Source organism: Paenibacillus caseinilyticus (assembly GCF_027533645.1).
In the GTDB taxonomy this organism is placed as follows: Bacteria; Bacillota; Bacilli; order Paenibacillales; family NBRC-103111; genus Paenibacillus_G; species Paenibacillus_G caseinilyticus.
Genome location: NZ_JAQAGY010000002.1, coordinates 497,463 through 518,070, shown reverse-complemented (window position 1 = coordinate 518,070; position 20,608 = coordinate 497,463). Strand labels below are relative to the sequence as shown.

Annotated in this window: 14 protein-coding genes; 1 reads left to right on the top strand and 13 read right to left on the bottom strand. The window is 57.6% G+C overall.

Annotated elements, in window-relative coordinates:
- Nucleotides 1-52: 52 nt before the first annotated feature.
- The 8 genes from O9H32_RS05000 to O9H32_RS04965 all read right to left on the bottom strand — a co-directional run bounded on the left by O9H32_RS05000 (nt 53) and on the right by O9H32_RS04965 (nt 13,547).
- Nucleotides 53-3,160 carry an efflux RND transporter permease subunit gene (locus tag O9H32_RS05000; RefSeq protein WP_269864770.1) on the bottom strand — a complete coding sequence of 1,036 codons (3,108 nt, stop codon included), beginning with the start codon at nt 3,158-3,160 and terminating at the stop codon, nt 53-55.
- A 126-nt stretch (nt 3,161-3,286) separates the two neighbouring features.
- Nucleotides 3,287-3,835, bottom strand: coding sequence for a GbsR/MarR family transcriptional regulator (locus tag O9H32_RS04995; RefSeq protein ID WP_269864769.1), 549 nt, complete (start codon nt 3,833-3,835; stop codon nt 3,287-3,289).
- 251 nt (nt 3,836-4,086) lie between these two features.
- Nucleotides 4,087-6,312, bottom strand: coding sequence for a hypothetical protein (locus O9H32_RS04990; RefSeq protein WP_269864768.1), 2,226 nt, complete (start codon nt 6,310-6,312; stop codon nt 4,087-4,089).
- Between the two features lie 51 nt (nt 6,313-6,363).
- Nucleotides 6,364-7,833 (bottom strand): ABC transporter substrate-binding protein, encoded by a 1,470-nt coding sequence (locus O9H32_RS04985; RefSeq protein ID WP_269864767.1) that lies wholly within the window; start codon nt 7,831-7,833, stop codon nt 6,364-6,366.
- An 88-nt stretch (nt 7,834-7,921) separates the two neighbouring features.
- Nucleotides 7,922-8,791: an ABC transporter ATP-binding protein gene (locus O9H32_RS04980; RefSeq protein ID WP_269864766.1), complete on the bottom strand. Its 870-nt coding sequence runs from the start codon at nt 8,789-8,791 to the stop codon at nt 7,922-7,924.
- A 4-nt stretch (nt 8,792-8,795) separates the two neighbouring features.
- Complete coding sequence (locus O9H32_RS04975) at nt 8,796-11,723, bottom strand: ABC transporter permease (RefSeq protein WP_269864765.1); 2,928 nt, start codon at nt 11,721-11,723, stop codon at nt 8,796-8,798.
- Complete coding sequence (locus O9H32_RS04970; RefSeq protein ID WP_269864764.1) at nt 11,723-12,844, bottom strand: efflux RND transporter periplasmic adaptor subunit; 1,122 nt, start codon at nt 12,842-12,844, stop codon at nt 11,723-11,725. The genes O9H32_RS04975 and O9H32_RS04970 overlap by 1 nt, the downstream gene beginning before the upstream one ends.
- Nucleotides 12,813-13,547, bottom strand: coding sequence for an ABC transporter ATP-binding protein (locus O9H32_RS04965; protein ID WP_406627258.1), 735 nt, complete (start codon nt 13,545-13,547; stop codon nt 12,813-12,815). The genes O9H32_RS04970 and O9H32_RS04965 overlap by 32 nt, the downstream gene beginning before the upstream one ends.
- Before the next feature lie 335 nt (nt 13,548-13,882).
- Between O9H32_RS04965 and O9H32_RS04960 the strand changes: the two genes are divergently transcribed.
- The gene (locus tag O9H32_RS04960) at nt 13,883-15,154 is read left to right on the top strand and encodes a methyl-accepting chemotaxis protein (protein ID WP_269864762.1); all 1,272 of its coding nucleotides are present in this window, start codon (nt 13,883-13,885) and stop codon (nt 15,152-15,154) included.
- 167 nt (nt 15,155-15,321) lie between these two features.
- Here the strand turns inward: O9H32_RS04960 and O9H32_RS04955 are convergent, their stop codons facing one another.
- From O9H32_RS04955 to leuD, 5 genes are all read right to left on the bottom strand, one after another.
- Nucleotides 15,322-16,008 (bottom strand): DnaD domain protein, encoded by a 687-nt coding sequence (locus O9H32_RS04955; protein WP_269864761.1) that lies wholly within the window; start codon nt 16,006-16,008, stop codon nt 15,322-15,324.
- Between the two features lie 40 nt (nt 16,009-16,048).
- Nucleotides 16,049-17,347 carry an asparagine--tRNA ligase gene (asnS, locus tag O9H32_RS04950; RefSeq protein ID WP_269864760.1) on the bottom strand — a complete coding sequence of 433 codons (1,299 nt, stop codon included), beginning with the start codon at nt 17,345-17,347 and terminating at the stop codon, nt 16,049-16,051.
- A gap of 150 nt (nt 17,348-17,497) precedes the next feature.
- Nucleotides 17,498-18,712: an acetate kinase gene (locus tag O9H32_RS04945; protein WP_269864759.1), complete on the bottom strand. Its 1,215-nt coding sequence runs from the start codon at nt 18,710-18,712 to the stop codon at nt 17,498-17,500.
- Entirely contained in the window at nt 18,709-19,626 is a 918-nt protein-coding gene (locus tag O9H32_RS04940) for a 3-hydroxyacyl-CoA dehydrogenase family protein (protein ID WP_269864758.1), read from the bottom strand. The genes O9H32_RS04945 and O9H32_RS04940 overlap by 4 nt, the downstream gene beginning before the upstream one ends.
- A gap of 370 nt (nt 19,627-19,996) precedes the next feature.
- The gene (gene leuD, locus O9H32_RS04935) at nt 19,997-20,605 is read right to left on the bottom strand and encodes a 3-isopropylmalate dehydratase small subunit (protein WP_269864757.1); all 609 of its coding nucleotides are present in this window, start codon (nt 20,603-20,605) and stop codon (nt 19,997-19,999) included.
- Between the last annotated feature and the right edge of the window lie 3 nt (nt 20,606-20,608).

Here is a 20,608-nt window from a genome sequence, read left to right as displayed (position 1 = left end):
TAATTCTCCTTTTTCCCTTGAGCTGATCTATGATATAACACGGTATCCTTCATCAGTGGGGCGTAACTGGAGAAGGCGGTACGGCCTCTCCCGTCTTCTTGTTGAACAAACGGCTCATCCGCAGCTTGAAGCTCTCGATCATCTCATACACGATCGGCACCACAAGCAGGGTCAGCAGGGTGGACGTCGTCAAACCGCCGATCACTACCACCGCCAGTCCTTTGGAGATGATCGTTCCCTCGGAGAGTCCGAGCGCCAGCGGCATCAATGCAATGATGGTGGCTCCGGCCGTCATGATGATCGGACGCAGACGGGTCAGCCCCGCCTCAATCAAGGAGTCTCTCACGGTGTGGCCGGCTTCCCGAAGCTGCTGCACCCGGTCGACGAGAACGATCGCATTCGTGACTACGACGCCGATCAACATCAGGAACCCGATCAGGGAGGTAATATTGATGGATTCCCCGGTCACCAGGAGCCCGAGAAGCCCCCCGATCGCCGCAAGCGGAAGCGAGAACAGGATGGCGAATGGCGCGCTGGCATTGCCGAAAGCCAGAACCATGACCAGATAGACGATAAAGACAGAGGCACCCATGGCAACGAACATCTGCATGAAGCTTTCCTGGATATCGTCGGTGACCCCTTTGACTTCGGCACGGACCCCGCCCGGAAGCTCGATGGTTTTGAGCGCCGCGGACACCTTGGCACTGATGCCTCCCTTATCCGCCGAATCGATCTTGGCGGTGACTTGCACATACTCCTCCTGCATCTCGCGGGCGATCGACGCAGGCGCTTCGATCTGCCGGATTTTGGCCAGATCGCTGAGCTTCAGGCTTGCGCCGGATGGCGTCGTGATAAGGAAGTTGCCTACCTTGTCGACGGAATTCTTATCGTTGTTGTCGAGCATAATCTTCGTCTCGAAGGTCGTGTTGTCGAACTTAAGATCACCGATCTTCTCTTCGGCCAGCCAGGAGCGGACCGTATCGATGATCTGGGCGGATGACAAGTTATACAGCCTCGCCTTGTTCTGGTCGACCGAGATCTCGACTTCGTTCTTCGACTCGCTCAAGCTGTCTTCCACATCGATCAGTTCCGGGAATTCCTTCATCTTCTCCTTGACGGCCGCCGCACCCCGGATGAGGGACGCCGTGTCCTCGCCTTTCAGCTGATAGGAGAAATCCACACCGGAGGAAGGAGGGCCGCCGGCCGACAGCAGGATCGTGTCAACTTCGGAGCCTTTGGGTAAAAGGTATGTAATTCGCTCTTTGAGATCCTTCGTTACGTCCTTGGCATTCACCTCATCTGTCGTAGCGGCGAAGAATTGCGAGCGGTAAGCCACACGCTCATCCTTGTCGTTATAGCCGATCAGGGATTCCACGTACTCGAATGTCGGCTGTCCGGACGCGCTCTTCATTTCGCGCATCATCGCTTCGATTTCCTGCATCTTGAGGTCCATGGACTCAAAGGAGGTTTCGAACGGCAGCTTCAGCTGCACCTGCATCAGCTTATCCGAGTCGCTGCTCGGCATGAACTGTGTCGGAAGGAACGGCACCGTACCGATCACGGCGACGATGAAGGCGATGACCGCGAGCAGCATCGTCTTTTTGCGGTTGTTCAGTGACCACCTCAGGAGCGAGAGATAGCTGCCGGAGAATTTGCCGATCTGCGTCTCGTCGTGATGCTTGATATTCTTGGACTTCAGCACCATGAGTTTCGCAAGCATCGGGATGACGGTCACTGCGACGATCAGAGAAGACAGCAGCGCCACAGACAGCGTAATGGCGAATGGACGGAAAATTTCGCCGAGCACCCCGCTGACGAAAGCGATCGGTGCGAATACGCCAACCGTCGTAATCGTGGAGGAGGTAATGGCCGAGGCCACCTGAGCCGTGGCCAGCTTAATCACCGATTCACCGCGCTCCTGCGCCTTCACGAGCTGGCTGTAGATGTTCTCGATAACCACGATACTGTCGTCCACGACCCGTCCGATCGCAATCGCAATACCGCCGAGCGTCATGATATTGAGCGAGATATCGAGAGGCGCCATGACGAGCAGCGTTACCATAATCGACAGCGGAATCGAGACCAAAACGATCAGGGTCATCCGAACATTTCTTAGGAAGATAAGAATCATGACGGAGGCCAGAAGCGCCCCCAGCGCCCCCTCTTTAACCATTCCATCGACGGATTTTTGGATATCCACCGCGGAGTTGTAGATGGTTTTGAACGTAATGTTCGGATACGTCTGCTTCCATCCGGCCATAAGGGCATCCGCTTCGGCAGCGAACTCGATCGCATTCGCATTCTTGGTCTTGAACAGGTTCACACCGATGGCCGGCTTGCCGTCAAGACGCGCGCGGAAAGTCGACTCCGTGATCGCCTCCACCTTGGCGATATCCTTGAGGAGCAGGGTCGTGCCGCTCGCCGTGGTGATCTTCATATTCTCCAGGCTGTAGATCGTATTGAGATCACTCTTCACCCGAACCATCTGGGAGTTGCCGTTAAAATCAACGGTTCCCGCGGGACTGGTCATGATCGCAGATTTAATACTCTGGGATACACTGGCCGGCGTCAACCCGTAGCTGTTGATCGAGTTGCCGTCCATCTTCAGGGTAAGCACCGCTTCCTGGTTCCCGATGGAATCCACATGGTCGATCCCCTTGATGGTGTTGAATCCGGGAAGGATAACGTCCTTGTAGATCTTATCGAGCTCCTGCTGGTTCATGTTGTTCTCACCGTATACAGCCAGATAGTACACCGGCTGGGAAGCAAAGCCAAAGGTCGTCACTTCCGGCTTCTCCGAGGCTTGGGGAAGCTTCACGTTCGTAACCAGGCTCTCTACGTCACGCTTCACTTCTTCTGGATCCTGGTCCTGTTCAAGCTCAAGGACGATGGAGGAGAAGTTATCGCTGGAAGTTGAGGTGAGATTCTTCAAGCCGTCGATCCCCGCCACCGCTTTTTCAAGCGGTTTGGTTACGTCATCCCTGACGTCTTTGGGCGGAGCCACATAGGTAGTGTTGATCAGTACGACCGGAAATGAAATATCCGGCAAACTCTCTACCTTCAGCGTAGTCGTCGCATAAGCGCCGCCCCCGAACAGCAGCAGCACGATGATGATGACGGCCGTGATGTTCTTCATTGAAAAGTTAGTTAATGAATTCATCCTTCTATTCCTCCATTACAATGGCTGACTACCCCTTAGACGATGCCCCACGCGGCATCCCTTCAAATACGGCTGATAAAAATGGAAAATGATTCTGGAATCTTCATACGGGCCCATGTCCCCGCTCTACGATGTTTCCGGACTTGCGCTCTCCTCCTGGAGCAGTCGACTCCTCAGGCTGATCCACTCCTCTTCGAGGCCCTCGAGACGAGACAGCAGCAGATGGTACATCGCCGACATTTCCATGAACCGGCGTTTGGACGCTTCGAGCGCCGGCCTATCTTCCTGTGTAATGCTGCCGATTGCGCCGAGCGAGCCGAGCAGCGCGTCGCACTGCGTCTTGATGGATTGAATCTTCAGTTTATTGGTTCTCATGGTGGTCAGACTGAAATCGTCCGCTATGTAGTAATAATCGCGGCGGTCTTTGCCGGTCGGCACCTTCTGGCACATGCAGTGCCTCTCCAGAGCCCTGACCTGAACGCTGACAGCCGCCTTTGTGACGCCGAGGTGCTCGGCTAACTCCTGCAGGCTCATGGGGTCTTTCGAGAAGAGAAGCAGGGCAAAGATCCTGCCTACAAGCGGGGAGAAGCCTTCGGATTCAAATGAGAGGGACATGTGGTTGCTGAAAGCTTGGCGAACCTCGCTAAAGGTCTGCGCATGGGGCGGTCTGTTCATTCCATTCTCCTTGACATTCGATGTTATGATCGTTAATAAAGTTGTTAACGTTAATAACATAATTCACATTAAAGCGGACTGTCAATATCTTCCTCGAAAATTAACCTAAATTTAACCTCAATTTGACTAATGCTCTCCCCTGCCTACCCCCGCCACTTCCCGACCCTTTTACCAAAAAATACCGCTGCTACGTGTTTACGCAGCAGCGGCTGAAAAAGTTTCGTGAGCACTCATTAAGAATCTGTGAACGGCTATTCCATGGTCGTAAACCACTGGATCGACTTGGAGGCGATCAGCTTCTTTTGGCCCTTAAACGAGTCGTAGACATTGAACTTATAGTTTTTGATAAACGATATGCTATAAATGGCGTTGGGGTCGGGTACATCGATCTTTCGGTCTTTGTGCGAACCGACCGTCATCGTCCCGGACGACGCATCGTTCTGTACGGCCGAGCCGCCTTCCTTCGCAGCCGTGCCTTCCAAATCTTTACCATCATATTCCTGGGAGAACTTAAACTTGCCTGCTTCGTCCACCACTTCGATCACAATCTTGCGGCCTTCCATATTGACTACCGCCTGCTCCTTCTTCTTCAGGTCATAATCGAACAGCAGCTGGATACCCGTTTCGTTCATCTTCGTGCGGACATTGCTGAAGGTAAGTTCATACGGATCCAGGGCAATGTTCTTCAGGTTATCCTGAACAATGAAATTCTCCGTTGGAAGCCAAAAGGCAGCCGCATTGACATAAGCCTCGGGTTTCTTCTCCTCGCCCTCCGCCAGCGCATCGCCTGTCACGGCATCGCCGATCAGCACGTGCATGCCGACCGATGGGGATCCTTTGGGTATCGTCGCCGACAGCATGACCAGCGCAGGATTGCCCGGCCCCACCTTGGTCTTGACCTCCGACACGGCGGCCGGGAAGACGGTACCGTCCGATGTCTTGAACTGGGCTACCAGCTTAGCGATATCGGCGAACCGCTTCTCCGTATTCGTTACCTCCAGCAGTGTCGTCAAGGTATCGGCCGTTTCGCCGGGATACGTCGTTACCGACCGGATCTTGTAATTCATACTCCGTCCGATCGCCGTATTCTTGTACGTTTCGCCTTTGTTGATATACGGAATGCTCATGAGCTCGGAACGGTGCGTGAACTCCAGCAGATCGCTCGTCTCGCCGCCCGACTCCGGCTTGCTTCCATCCGTGCCGGTGGTGCCCGTACCCGTCCCTTTTTTCTCCTGCAGCACCAGCTTCACCTTGCCGAACTCATACGTGTAGGGAATCTTGCCGACGAACTGGAACGAAGCCCCGCCGCTAGGCGCCAGCCCGATCACTTTGTCCGTGCGCACGAGCTTGGCCTCCACCTTTACTTTATCCTCCAGCATGAAGTAACCGGCCAGCTCTGGAATCGGCAGCGACTCCGGCCCCTTGTTCGTCAGCGTGATGCCCGCCGTCAGCAGATCCTCGTCCTCCCAAGGAAGGCGCTGGACGGTATTCAGCTGCGCCGTATAGGTGCCCTCCTCGTTGGTGAAGCTGTACTCCTTGCCCGTATCCCCCCCATCTGACTTCGTCACATCCGGCAGGGCATAGAAGGCCACCGGCAGGTTCAGCTTGAGGTCCGCCGCATTCTGGACGATCACGAGCTGCCATCCCTCCGTCGATACGGTGTTCGGCACAGAGCCCGTCAGATCGATATCCTTGCTTACCTTGGGATTGATCACAAGATCCTTAACCCCTTTGGCGTCCAGCGGATACATATAGCCTTCGGAGGTTTTCAGAAGAAATTGGTAAGCGGGCAGGGCTGCACTCCGGGTGCCCGTATTCTCGAGCGTCAGCACCACCGTCGGCGTATAATTCTTCTCGTTCTTGCTCAGCAGCACTTTCTTCACCGATGAGCTTACCGGATTGCCCGCCATATCGACCGTATGCGATGTACCGGCAGGCGTGACCACGCTGTAAGCGTCCGGGACGGCGATATCGCCGATCTTGCGCTCGAAATTCGGCTGCGAGAAATCCCACTTGATGAAGTCGAACACGAGATCGCTCAGCAGGGTCTTCTCGTTGACAGTCGCATAGAACGAGATATCCTCGCTGGACTTCGCAGTGATCCGGTTCTTCTCTTTATCCTGCGGCAGCAGCCGTACGGAGATCTGCTGCCCGTTCTTCGTACGCAGGCGTACCCAATAATCGATGAAGAGCAGTTCACTGTCTCCGTCGTTATGTACCGTTACCGTGAACGTGACGGTACGGTTGCCGGGCTCCGGCAGCATCGTCAAGTTCTTCAGTTCAAAATAAGCGCTGTCGTTCATCTTCACCTGACCGATCGGCGGCGCGCTCCCGAGCGAGAGGACCGCTGCCGATCCGGCGGCGGGAGCGGACGTTCCGCCCCCCTCCGCCGCAAAGCCCGGCAGGGCCGCTCCCAGTGTCAGCGCCGCTGCAATGAGCATGACGCCGGTACGGTAAGACGTTCTTCTAGGTTTCATCTGGATGCTACCTCCCTGTGAGTAACGCATGATTGTCTAAAGCTCCCCTGGTTACTTGCCCATCCCCATGTCCAGCTGCGCGTTCGGGTTTTCCTTGAGCTTCTGCAGCATCGCATCCCCTTCGGTCTGCCACTGCTTCAAGGCCTCCCGCACCTGCAGCTTGCCGTTCAGCACTTCCTGGAATTTCATCTGGCCGAGGCCCGTCACCTGTCCGAGGTAAGGTTTCTCCATATAAATCCTGGAGTTCTCCGTGCTCGTCACCGGCAGCAGCGTCGTGAACGCCTTGATGTTGTACTGCGCCCCCTCCTTCTGCTTGATATACTTCTGACGGGAGACGAGGGTGCTCTGGCTGCCTGCCTTGAGACGGGCCCAGTCTTCCCCGTTGACGAATTTGATGAAATCCCACGCGTCATCCGGGTTCTGAGCCTTGCTGTTGACCCCCATCAGCCCTTCCATCCAGATGCTCCCCCCCACGTCAGGCGCTTCCGGGTGAACCGGCAGCGTCACGACATCCCAATCGAACGGCGTGAAGCCCTTGTAGTTCTGCGCATTCTTCATGGCATTGAGTATATTGTCGATCTGATGGTAGTTGATGACGGCCATCGCCACTTTGTTTGAGAGAAAATCATCTCCCTGGAAGGGGCTGTAATCTTCCGGGCTGCCGCCCTGCATCATCTGCTGCCGCATTTTCTCCTGCTCAGCAGGGTCGGCAACGAGCTTCTCGGTCTGCAGGCCTTGGATCGTCTTCCAGACCTTCTCCCACTGATCCGTGTCGACAGTCATTTTCTCTCCGGCGTCGTCAATCATCTTAAGCTGCAGCGGAGCCGAATAAATCTGGGAAGCGTAGTACGCATCGCCGCCGTAAGTGGAGAATGCGAAGCCGTATTTACGGTCTTTCCCTTCCCCTTTCGCCACGCGGCGCGCCAGCTCGAAGACCTGCTCCCAGGTCATCTTATCGGTGGGATAAGGAACGCCGGCTTCCTCGAACATCTTCTTGTTATAAGCAAGCGCAGAGGAGCTGAAGAGCGGCGACAGCGCGAAAATTTTGCCGTCCCCGACCTTCTTGATCCCTTCGATAACGGCAGGCACCATATCGCTCGTATCGAACTTGTCCTTCGTAATCAGCGGGTCGAGCTGTGTCAGCAGGTTGTTCTCCACGAGCTCGGGGATCTGCTCGTAGTTCACCATCACCACGTCCGGCGGATTGTCGCCCGTCAGCTTCTCCTTCATCACTTCCATCGGGCTCTTCTGCTTCTCGCCCTCCTTCGGCTGGTTGCCGTACATCTGGCTTTCGTCCATCAGAGGAACCATCTCGACCTCGATGTTCTTGTTCGCAAATTCGTACAGTTCCGTAAACCGCTGACGGAAATAATCGTCATTCGGGCTGAAGTTCATCGTGCCGATCCGCAGGGTTCTTTTGGTTTCGTTGTCTTTGCCTCCCTGGTTCATACAAGCGGCCAGAGGCAGCGTCATTAATACGCTCAGGGACAGCAGGGCGCCCCGTTTCATAGTGGAATTCATGGTACAGCTCCTTTGATTTAGAATACATGAAGGATAGAGATACCGAAATAGGGGATTCGTATCGTAACTGGCTTATGCCGAATCCCAATCAATCGATTGCCTTCGGCGTCCGGATGATGATCTTCTCGCCGTCGAACTCCATCGATGCCTTCCCTTCGATCCCGAGCGCCGTCAGATAGGCTCTTGGAATCTGCAGGCGGCCGGCCCGGTCGAGCACCACATACTCCTCATGGACGCCCATCGAGGCAGCGGCTTCCGCCTCCGCTTCGTCCAGGCTCGGGTTGCGCTTGATGAACTCCGTGCTCGTCATGCCGTCGCGGATCGCCACGACACGGTCCACCTTGCCCGCCAGCGCCATATCGTGCGTGACGATGACCACGGTGACGCCGAGCTCCGTATTCATCCGGCGGAAGATATCCATGATGAGGTCGGAGGTCCGGGTGTCGACCGAGCCGGTAGGCTCGTCGGCCAGCAGCATCGCCGGGCGGTTGGCCAGCGCAATGGCGATCGCCACCCGCTGCTGCTCCCCCCCGGAGAGCTGCTGGAGCTTGTTGTTCATCCGCTCCTTGAGGCCGACCCACTCCAGCAGCTGTTTGGCATACGCCCGGTCGAAGGAGCCGCTGAGCATCATCGGCATCTCCACATTCTCGAGCGCCGTCAGGTACGGCACGAGATTGCGGGCGTTATTCTGCCAGATGAACCCGACGGTACGGCGCTTGTACTGCACGAGCTCCTCATCGGAGATCTTGAGCAGGTTCCACTCGCCCACCTGTACCTGGCCTGCGGACGGGCGGTCGAGGCCGCCCAGAATATTGAGCAGCGTCGATTTGCCGCTGCCGCTGTTGCCGATAATCGCCATCATCTCGCCTTGGGCGACGGAGATGTTCAGCCCCTGCAGTGCGACGACCTCGATGTCGTCGGTTTTGTAGATTTTGACCAGTCCTTCGCAGTGGATCACGGACTCACTTCTCCTCTCCGAGCTTCACGGCCTGATGTACGCGCAGACGGCGGATCTGCAGCAGCAGGAGTATGGCTCCGGTGAGCATCATGACCCCTACCACGACATACAGCTGGCTCGTATCCCTCGTATCGAACACGACACGGAACGGCGGCACCTGGGTCTTCACGTTCTCCGCCGTCTGCAGGAATGGCAGGAACAGGTAGCTTGTCAGCTTCCCGATGCCGAAGCCGAGACCGATCGCAAGGCCCGCCGTGAAAAGCTGCTCGAGGAGCAGCATCCCCGTCAGCTGGCGCCGCGAGAGCCCCATTGCCCGCAGCACGCCGAACTGGACGACGCGGGAGCTCAGGTTGAAGAACCAATACAGAATGTAGCCGATAAGAGAGACGAGGGCCGAGACCAGGAAGCCGAGGCTCAGAATCCCGAAGACTCCGCCGCGCGCCGGATGCTTCTTCTGGAGGATAAGCTCGTTGCGCACATCCTTGACTGTCGCGATCCCCACCTTCTTCGCGCCCAGCTCTTCGATCAGCGGCGCCACCTTCGCACCCTCGTCCATCTTCAGCCATACGTCGTACGGCGTAACCGGCGCCTGATCGAACACATAATCGAGATTCGCGATGAAGAAAGGCGTCTCGTCCGGATACTGGCTCGGCCAGTAAGGTACGGTGGCTACGACGATGAATTCCACGGACTGCTGGGAGACCGTGATATTGAGCAGATCGCCCGGTTTCAGATGATGCTTCTCCGCAAAGGAGTCCGGAATGATGACGGCCTGTTCGTACTCCCCTAGCAGATTCAAATAGTGGTTCGGGTGCGTCTTGAACAAATCGGGACGGAACCAGGCGACCTCGGCGAAGTCGACATTGTCGATCCCCATAAGCACGCCCTGCCCGAGCGTCTTGCCCGAGAGCACGACGTTGCCCTTCGCGGTCAGTACACGCGCCGCATGCTGCACGCCCTCCAGCTCGCGGAACAAGGCGAACGGCGGCTCGATGTAGCGCATCTTCACCGGCTGGTTCTCGCCCCCGGCTCCCGGCTGTCCGCCGCCGCCCTGGCCCTGACCGCCGCCGTTACCGCCTTGGCCGCCTGCGTTACCCCCTTGGCCGCCTCCGCTGCCGCCCTGGCCCTGCCCTTGACCGCCTCCGGTCTGCGGCACCTGCGGCAGTTCCAGCGGAACGGCTTCCCAATCCGCACGCAGTACCACGTCGGTGCCGTACGCGTAATGAATCCGGTCCGTCGAGTTGAGATCGATGGTTCGCGCGGCGGAAGCGTTGTAGACGCCGAGCCCGAGCGTTAAGATCAGGAGCAGCATCAGCGGATAATAAGCTGTGGATGAGCGGGACAGCTGCGTCAGCGTCAAATAGACGGGAACCGGCAGCAGCCGCTTCCCGAGCCAATTGCCGAAGCGCAGCAGCCACGGGAACACCCGCAGGAAGAACAGCCCCAGCGCGATGATCGACAGCGCCGGGATGAAGAAGAGCAGCGGGTGAACCGACAGCTGGTCGGTCGTCATGCCCGTAGTCCGGAACAGATCCTGCCGCTGGGCGAACAAATAGTAACCGTAGCCCACAAGGCCGAGCAGCAGTACATCCAGGAACCAGCGCTGCCAGAAGGGCTTGCGGTCGGATCTCGCCAGCTTCTGCTTGTAGGACACGATGGAAGCCCGCGCATAGACCACCGCAGGAATAACGCTCGCAAGCAGGGCGATCACTACCGCGGCCCCTCCGTAGAGCAGCGCCTCGGCCGACAGACCGACAGGGACGTCCTTGCGGTCGACGAAGGCCAGGAATCCGCTGGAAGACCCGATGCTCTTGGCCATGAACCAGCCGAGCAGCGGTCCGAGCGCCATCGCCGTGCCGCCGAGCAGCAGCCCTTCGAGCAGATAAATCCAAATAATCTGCCTGGTGCTGCCGCCGCGGCTGCGGATAACGGCAATGACCGTCTGCTGCCGTTCCAGCGACTGGCGGGCATTCATCACGATGTAATAGAACACCATGGCGATCATCGGAGCAGCCAGCGTGAAGAGCAGCAGCTGCAGCTGCAGGCTCTGCACCTTGAACTCCTGCAGGAGCGGGATGAACGATACATCCACCCGGGTGTTCTTCAGCTTCTGGAAGAGCACGATGTCAAGGCGCTCCAGCTTCCCTTCAAGCGGCGAGAGATCGCTCGTCTGGATATTCTTGAGATCAAACGCGTAGTACCAGTTCGCCAGGTTCAGCGGGATTTTCTTGTTCTTCAGTATGTAATCCTGGAAGCCAGCTTCGCTCATGAACAGAGAGCTGAGCAGCCCCTCCGTGCCCTGATACCAGTAAGGATCACCTTCGGTTTTCGGCTTGAAGGCACCGGCGATCTTCACCTTGACCGGCGCGATGCCGTTCCCTCCGGATATCGGGTAAGAGAACACATCTCCGATGTGCACGTCAGCCCGGTACAAGGCTTCTTCCAGAAGCGCCACTTCGATGATCCCGCCCTGCGGCTGGTCCGCCGGCCACTGTCCGAGCGTCAGCTCGGCCTGTTCCTGCAGGCCGTTCTGGGTCATCAGCGTCATCTGCCGGCGCTTGCTCGGATCGACCTTCGAAGGGTCCTCCGGCGTCAGCTGGGAGGGGCGGATCGACAGGCTGCGGACATAAGCGGAATGCGGGAACCCTATCTCCGCCGGCAGCTCGTCGCGGATATAGCCGTCCGCATCCTCGAAGGCAGCGAGGTCCGCCTTCTCGCCGCCGGCCGCCTGGTAACGGACCATGATGGAGCCTGCCGGCAGGCCGCTGCTCTTCTCCTCGAGCGACTTCGCGACGACCCGCTTCAACGAGCCGTCCGCGTACATGGGAATCGATGTGGTGAAAGCGACCGCCATGATCAGGCCGGCGAGCGTACTCAGTGTCAGCCAGCGCGTATTCCACATCTTGCGGAACAGAAACCGGAGCATCAGCATCAGCGGCCCACTACTTTCTGTCCCGGCGTCAGCCCTTTCAGGATCTCGACATCCGTCGCTGTCTGCTGGCCGATCTCCACATCGACCTCGCGCTTCGAACCCTTCTCGTCCACCACCTGCACATAGTTGCGTCCGGCGTACGAACGCAGCGCCGCGGCGGGAATCGTGACGGCATTCTCCTTGCGCTGGATGATAACCTGCACGCTAAGAGGCCGTCCTCGGTCGAGCCCCTGCGGGAATGGATCCAAGGCAACCAGCATGTAATTGTCGATGGAGTCGGGCTTCGAATCCCCGCTTCCGCCAGACTGGCCTTCACCGCCCCCGCCGCCCGCGTTCTCTTCCTTCGGTGCAGGCAGACGCAGAATTTTGCCCTTGTGCTGGCCGGCCGCGTTGATATCCACCAGCGCTTCCATGCCTACGGCCACTTTCTTGAGATCGTCCGCGCTGAGCGTGGCTGCGACCGTAAGCTGGGAGAGGTCGGCGATTTTGGCGACGGCGTCATAAGCCTTGGCCGTATCGCCTTTCTTCAGGGATACGGACACGATCGTGCCGCCGTAGGGGGCCATCAGCTTCGCACCGGCAATGGTCTTCTCCAGCTTGCCGAGCTCCTCGCGCTTCAGCTCGAAGTCGATCTTCGCTTTCTCGAGCTCCTCCGTCGTCATCTCGTCGGCTTTGCGCAGCGATTCGATCATCGTGAGTTCATCCTTGCGGGTCTGCAGCTGTTTCTGCTTCAGCTGGCTCTCCTGCTCCGTCACGTCGAGCTCGGCGATGAGCTGCCCCGCCTGCACCTGATCGCCCGTCTTCACGGCGATGTTCTTAATGCGGCGGTTGTCTTCATCGGTGAAGTACAGATCTTCCTCCACTGTAGCCATCAGCTTCCCGGAGCCTCGCACCTTCGTCTCCAGCGTCTGCGTCTTCACCTCGTATTCCGGCTTCTTCGAGAGCTGAGGCGGTTTGATCGCCGGCAGCGCCTCCTCCTCTTCTTCCTTCGGCAGCAGCGAGCAGCCGGACGTCACGGCCAGCGTTCCCGCCAGACAAGCAATGAGCAGGGACCTGCCCAGGCGGGCCCTATTGCCGGTTCCCCCGCGGTCAGCCTGCGTCCCTGCCGACAAATTTTCCATCCACCATTTCGAATACACGGTCGGCAACCTCCATTATTGTCGGATCATGTGTTGTCATGCAGATCGTGGTGCGCTCCGAGCGGATGATCTCCCGGAATACCGCCATGATCTGCGCGCCCATCTGTGAATCCAGCTCCGCCGTCGGCTCGTCCGCCAGCAGCAGACTCGGCTTGTGGGCAATCGCCTTTGCGATCGCCACCCGCTGCTGCTCGCCGCCCGACAGCTCGAAGGGGCGGTGATGCATTCGTTTGGTCAGCCCTACGAGCTCCAGGCAGTGGGCAATCCTCGCCTTCCACTGGCTCCGCGGCACACCTGCCATCCGCAGCGACAATTCGACGTTCTCCCAAGCGGACAAGAGGGGCATAAGGGCAAATGATTGAAAAATAAAGCCGATTTCTTGTCTTCGTATGTACGTCCGCTTGTCGTCGCTGCTGCTGTGAAACGGGTGGTCCTTGAAAAGGATCTCTCCCCGGTTCGGCTGATCGAGCCCCCCAATAAGATTGAGCAGCGTAGTCTTGCCCGAGCCCGACCGACCCTTGAGCATCACGAGCTGGAGCGGATAGAGCTCCATATTGATCCCCTTGAGCACATGCAGAGGCGCCCCTCCTACCTGGAAGGACCTTTCTACTCCTCTGACGGTCAACAGCGGAAGGCTCGTATCGATCTCCGGGCGCTCTTCCTCCCCGATGGCCGGATCCGGCATACCGGGCAGCGCATCCTGCGGCCCGTCTGCGGTCTGCGTTCCGGAAGCTGTGGATTCCCCGGACTTCGCCGTGGCTTCTTTTCTCCGCAGCCATGAAATCATGAACATCCTCCTCCGGTATTTCCTCCAAATCGGAATCTGCCATTCTCTTAAAATGGCAAAATGTTACATTACTAATATAATAGACGGACCTCGCCGATAAAAGGTTACATGAGCTCGTTATTTTTTTTGGGTGCCGGCTTCCGCATGCACGGGCCGTGGCGGAGACGGGAAATGGCTGCGAAACATAGGGAGCCACTGAACTTACATACTAACCGTGAGGAGTGAGAAAAGGTATGGACAGTAATAAAGAGATTACGAAGACGTTGGTGAAGTATTGCTTTCGAACCTTCGGCCAAGGGGTGACGATCGGCCTGGGGGCGGTTCTGGTGAATTCGCTTGTATCCGGAAAGTCTCTTGTGTCTTGGGATCATTTGAGCATGCTGGTGCTCGTAGGCTTGGGGACAACCGTGGTCGGGATTTTCAATTTTGCGGCATACGCCAAGCCGTTCCGCGAGATCGAAGGCTTCATCTCCACCATTGCCAAGGGCGATCTGACCAAGGACATCCGGATGGATGAACTCGGTGCCCTGCAGCGCTTCGGCGTGCCGATGAACGGGATGCGGGAAGCGCTGCAGCAGCTCGTCTCGCAAGTGAAGATGACTTCTCTCCAGTTAAATGACTCGATCGAGATTGTGCAGCAGCAGATGGATAATACGCGGAAGGATTATGCCCGCATTCTTCAGAATCTGCAGACGATGGATTCCGGTATGCAGACGCAGTCCGTTGCGGCATCCGAAAGCGCCAAGGCCGTTGACGAAATGTCGCAGGGCATCCTCCGGATCGCGGAGACCTCCACGGCGGCGACCGATGCTTCCTCCGAAGCGGCCGGTGTCGCCGTCCGTTCCCGCGAGGACCTCTCGGGCATGAATACCCAGATGGGACGCATCCGCGAGACCTTCGGAACGTTAACCGCCACGATTCACGAGCTGGTCGGCCGCACGCAAGAAATCAGCGGTTTCATCCAGTCAATCCGCGGCATCTCGGAGCAGACCAACATGCTGGCGCTGAACGCCGGCATCGAGGCCGCCCGCGCCGGCGAACAAGGCAAAGGGTTCGCGGTCGTTGCCAGCGAGATCCGCAAGCTTGCCACCCAATCCGGCGAATCCGCCCAGAAAATCGGCGATGTAATCGGACATATCCGCATGAACTCCGAACAGGCGACGAGCGCGATGCAGCTCTCGGAGCAGGAGATTTCCCGCGGTCTGTCGGTGGTGGCGTCGACGGAGAATACGATCCGCCATATTCTCGAAACTTTCGAGAACATCAACGACCAGATCCGCGAAATGTCCGCCGTCGGCGAACAGATGGCCGCGGGCAGCGAAGAAGTCGCAGCCACGGTAGACAATATGGCCGAGACGGCGCGTCACTCGTCGCAGGGCATTACCCAAATCGTGAAGCTTACCGATAACGTCCAGCACAATATGGATGAAGTCAGCGGCGCGGCCGATCGTCTGCACCAAATGGGCGAGAAGCTGAACGAGCTCATGAACCGATTTACCGTGTAGAATCCGGCTTTCATCCCCATTTGGATACAAGATCTGCCTCGGAACCTGATGCACCTCAGAGCCTTGGCCGATTGGTACACAAAGACCCTCCGGCTTAAAAAGCCGGAGGGTCTTTGTGTACATAAGAGCAGCCGGAGTGTATCCCGATTGCTTCCCTTCATTGTTGATCAGGATCTCGAGCGGAACTTCTGCGAGTGTTCCTTCGCCTGTTCCACGGAGGTGATGCGGTTGCGCTGCCATTCGAGCAGAATCCGGTCGATATAGCGGAAATGCACCTTGCCGGCGAATACCGCTTCCTTGAGCCCCGCGAGGATGAGCTCTTCAGGGTGCCCGTCTTTGTCGAGCCAGCCGGCGATTGATTCGAGCTCCATCGGCGTCAGCGGACGGCCGAATTCCTTCTCGAAGATCGTGAACACATTCTTGCTCTCGCCGTTCATTCCGGGCCCCGGACGGCTTCGCCTGGCTGCTTTCTCCTCCTGGAGGTCATCGAGACGGCACTCCGCGAGCCGCTCCATCAGCGGAGTCCAGTTGTACTTCTCGCTGTGGACCCCTGAGGCCGGGTCCATCTCCTCATCGATCTGCAGCAGACCCTCTTTCAGAAGCTTCTGCAGCGCCGCGATGACCTTCTCGGGCGGGAGGGACATCCGCGACTTAATTTCTTCCAGCGTAGGAAAATCCTTGTGCTCCTTCTGCTTAAAAGCCATGACGTGCAGGATCAGCATGACCTCGGCTTCCTGCAGACGCAGACGCGAATAATACTGGAGGAGCCAATAAGGCACATCCACCTGTCCGTCTTGCCATCCGAGCAATAACGCTGCAGACAGCTCCTTGTTCGTTCCTTGACTCCCTTTCATACCTTACCCTCTCTCTCCCCTCTCTATGCCGCGACGGGACTTAAGGGTACAGACGGTTGAGCAGGCGCGGGAACGGAATCGTCTCGCGCACATGATCGAGCCCGCAGATCCAGGCTACCGTGCGTTCCAGTCCGAGACCAAAACCCGAGTGCGGCACCGATCCGTATTTTCTGAGATCGAGATACCACTGGTAAGCTTCCTTGGAGAGCTCGTGCTGCAGGAAGCGCTCCTCCATCAGCTCGGGATCGTCGATCCGCTGGCTGCCTCCGATAATCTCGCCGTAACCTTCCGGTGCGATCATGTCCGCGCAGAGCACGACTTCCGGACGGTTCGGATCCGGCTTCATATAGAAGGCCTTGATCTCGGTCGGATAATGCGTGATGAATACGGGCTTGTCGTAGCTTTGGGCGATCGCGGTCTCGTGCGGGGCCCCGAAGTCCTCGCCCCACTCGAATTCATGCCCAGTCTTCTTCAGGAACTCCACCGCTTCGTCGTATGTAATGCGCGGGAACGGCGCCTGGATCTTCTCCAGCTTCGTAATATCCCTCTCCAGCGTCTCCAGTTCCTTGCGGCAGTTCGTCAGCACCGACTGGATTACATGGGATACGAACTGCTCCTGGATCTCCAGGTTCTCCTCGTGCGTCACGAAAGCCATCTCCGGCTCGATCATCCAGAACTCGATCAGATGGCGGCGCGTCTTCGACTTCTCGGCACGGAAGGTCGGTCCGAACGAATAGACGCGGCCCAGCGCCATCGCGGCCGCTTCCATATAGAGCTGTCCGCTCTGCGTCAGGTAAGCGTCCTCGTCGAAGTACTTCGTATGGAAGAGGTTCGTCGTGCCTTCGCAGGAGGAAGGGGTCAGAATCGGCGGATCCACCAGGTGGAAGCCGCGTTCGTCGAAGAACTCCTGTACCGCGCGGATAATCTGGGAACGCACGACCAGAATCGCCCGCTGCCGCGGCGAACGGATCCACAGGTGACGGTGGTCCATCAGGAAATCCACCCCGTGCTCCTTCGGTGTAATCGGATATTCACTGGCGACCTGGATGATCTCGAGTCCCGTCACCGTCAGCTCGAATCCGCCTTTGCTGCGCGTATCCTCCTTGACGATCCCCGTGACATACAGCGAGCTCTCCTGGGTCAGCTTGCCCGCATCTTCCCACAAGCTCTCGGGTACTTCACTCTTCACCACCACACCCTGAATAAATCCCGATCCGTCCCGCAGCTGCAGGAACCGGATCTTGCCGCTGGAGCGGATGTTATGCAGCCAGCAGCCGATCGTAACGGTCTGATCCACATTCTTCCCCGCTTCGCGGATCGTGCACAATGTACGGCTCATCGATCTTTTCTCCTCCTTCATCATCGCGTAGGGCATCTGCCCCGGAAGACGGAGAAACGGGCCCTGTCCCCGAAGGGGAAGGCGAGCCCGCTCTCCATTACCCGGAACACCGCTTGTCAGAACAAACGTTTGGTGTTCCTGTCCGTCTTCTTATTCTACATCATTGCGCTTCAAAATCAACCCATACGTATCCCGGGCGATCACAAGTTCTTCATTGGTCGGAATGACGAGCACCTGCACCTTCGACCCCGACTTCGTGATCGCACGGTCATCGGGGCTTCGGCGGGCATTCGCCTCTTCATCGAAGTCGATGCCGAGGAAGCTGAGCCCGCGGCATACGGCCGCACGCAGCAGCGCCGAATTCTCGCCGACCCCTGCGGTGAACACGATGGCGTCGATGCCGTTCATCGCTGCCGCATAGGAGCCGATATACTTGCGCAGCCGGTATTCGTACATCTCGAAGGCCAGTGCGGCGCTGCGGTCTCCGGCTTCCATCGCCTCGGCAATCTCCCGCATGTCGCTCGAAATATTCGAGATGGCGAGCAGCCCGCTGTGCTTGTTGAGCATTGAATTCACTTCGCTGAGGGTCAGATCCTCCTTGCCCATCGCGAACGGCACGATGGCCGGATCGATGTCGCCGCTGCGCGTACCCATCATCAAGCCTTCGAGCGGGGTCATGCCCATGCTGGTGTCGACCGACTTGCCGCCGTCCACGGCCGTGCAGGACGCCCCGTTCCCGATATGGCAGGTGACGAGCTTCAGCTCTTCCAGCGGCCGGCCGAGAAACTGGGCCGCACGCTCGCTGACGTATGCGTGGGAGGTACCGTGGAATCCGTAGCGGCGGATCTTGTGCTTCTTGTAGAGCACCATTGGAATCGGGTACAGGTAGGACACCTGAGGCATCGACTGGTGGAACGCCGTATCGAAGACGACGGCCTGCGGCACCTCCGGCATATTCGCCTCCACCGCATGAATCCCGAGCATATGTGCCGGGTTATGCAGCGGCGCCAAGTCGAAGAGGCGCTTGATCTCCTGCTTCACTTCCTCTGTCACCAGGACCGAGCTCGAGAACGATTCTCCCCCGTGTACGACACGGTGACCGACAGCTTCGATCTCGCTGACCGACTTCAGCACGCCGTGCTCAGGATGCACAATCATGTCGAGCACTTTACGGATGGCCGTCGTATGCTCGAGAATCTCGCGCACTTCGCGTACTTCGGGCCTTCCGGGCAGCTCGATGGTTACGATAGCCGATTCCATCCCGATCCGCTCCACCCGGCCTTTGGCCAGCACGGACTCGTCTTTCATCTGGTACAGCTGGAATTTGAGCGAGGAGCTCCCCGCGTTGATTACGAGTACGATCATATCCGGTCACCATCCTTATCATAACGGAAGAAGCCTTGTCCCGTCTTCATCCCGAGGTGGCCCGCTCGCACCATTTGCTTCAGGATCACCGCCGGGCGGTACTTCACATCGCCGAACTCGCGGAACATCCGTTCCATCGCGGCAAGCACGGAGTCGAGCCCGAAGCGGTCGCACATCTCGAGCGGACCATAGTGAAAATCGTAGCCGATCCGCATCGCGCTGTCGATATCGGCCGCTTCCGCCACGCGCTCGGAGAGTACATGCAGCGCTTCGTTGATGAGCACGCAGATCAGGCGCGTGGTGACGAAGCCCGGCGATTCGTAGACCTGAATCCCCCGCTTCTGGATCGTATCCTCGACGAACTGCTTCGTCTGGGCGAAGGTCGATTCGCTCGTACGCAGGCCGCGGATAATCTCGACCATATGAATCTTCGATACCGGATAGAGGAAATGCAGTCCGATCACCCGCTCCGGCTGTTTCGTCTCTGCCGCAAGCTCCGTCAAGCTCAATGTCGACGTGTTGCTCGCGAGAACGACATTCGGAGGGCATACCGCATCGAGTGTGCGGAACACTTCCTTCTTCAGGTCGAGATCCTCGCTGATCGTCTCGATGACGAGATCGCAGTCTGCAAAGCTCTCCAGCGATGTTTCTTTATGAATTCTCGAAAGAATGAGTTTTTTCTCTACAGGTGTAATGGCCCATTTTTCCATTTGTTTATCGAGCGAGATCTCGAGCTGCTCCAGGGCATGATCGAGTTTCTCCTTCGTTCGCTCCACGAGCACCACTTCCAGGCCTTTGCCTGCAAGCATCTCCGCGATGCCCTGCCCCATTGTGCCGGCGCCGACGACGCCAATCTTGTTCCATGCCATGTTCCGTACACCCTTTCTGACTTGCTTTCGAAGTGTATTATACACAACCGAATCGAGAAATGAAAAACCGCAGGGCAGTTTTCACAAAGAAGTCAAAATGCGAGCGGGTACATTTCCACTCCATGACAATTCACCCATTTTCCATCAGGGGAAACGGACCGAAAGTACCATTTCCGCCACATGTTACTTGCAACGTTCTTCCTTGTTTTGCTTAGGATACCCAAATACGGAAAGAAAAAATAAGATGGCGCCGCCAGATCCATCAAGATAAATGGATTCGCCGTCCTTTCAGGACGATGCGCGCTTATGAGATAGTTAAGATTACAGGATCGAGCCCTGGCGCGAGATATAGAATCCTAGATATAAAAAAGACCCGTTATCCTCTTCACGCTGGAAGGAATAACGGGCCCGCGGATTAGCGGTTATAAGACAGGCGCGCTTCGTGAGCCTGCTCGTAGGAAGAAATCTTGTCGGCATGCTGAAGCGTCAGGCCGATATCGTCGAGTCCCTGCAGCAGGAACTGGCGGCGGTGTTCGTCGAGGTCGAAGGCGATGTTCAGCCCTTGGCTGTCGGTAATCGTCTTGTTCTCGAGGTCGACCGTCAGCTGGTAGCCTTCTTGGGCGGCCGTACGCTGGAACAAGTCTTCGACCTGCTCCTCGCTGAGCTTGATCGGCAGAATGCCGTTCTTGAAGCAGTTGTTATAGAAAATGTCCGCGTACGAAGGTGCGATCACGACGCGGAAGCCGAAGTCCTGGATTGCCCAAGGCGCGTGCTCACGGGAGGAACCGCAGCCGAAGTTCGCACGGGAGATCAGGACGGAAGCGCCCTGATAGCGCGGCTGGTTCAGGCTGAAGCTAGGAATCTCGGCGCCGCTTTGGTCAAACCGCCATTCGTAGAACAGGAATTGGCCGAAGCCGGAGCGCTCGATGCGCTTCAGGAACTGCTTGGGGATAATCGCGTCCGTATCCACGTTCACGCGGTCCACCGGAGCCACAAGGCCGGTATGCTTGTTGAATGCTTCCATAGG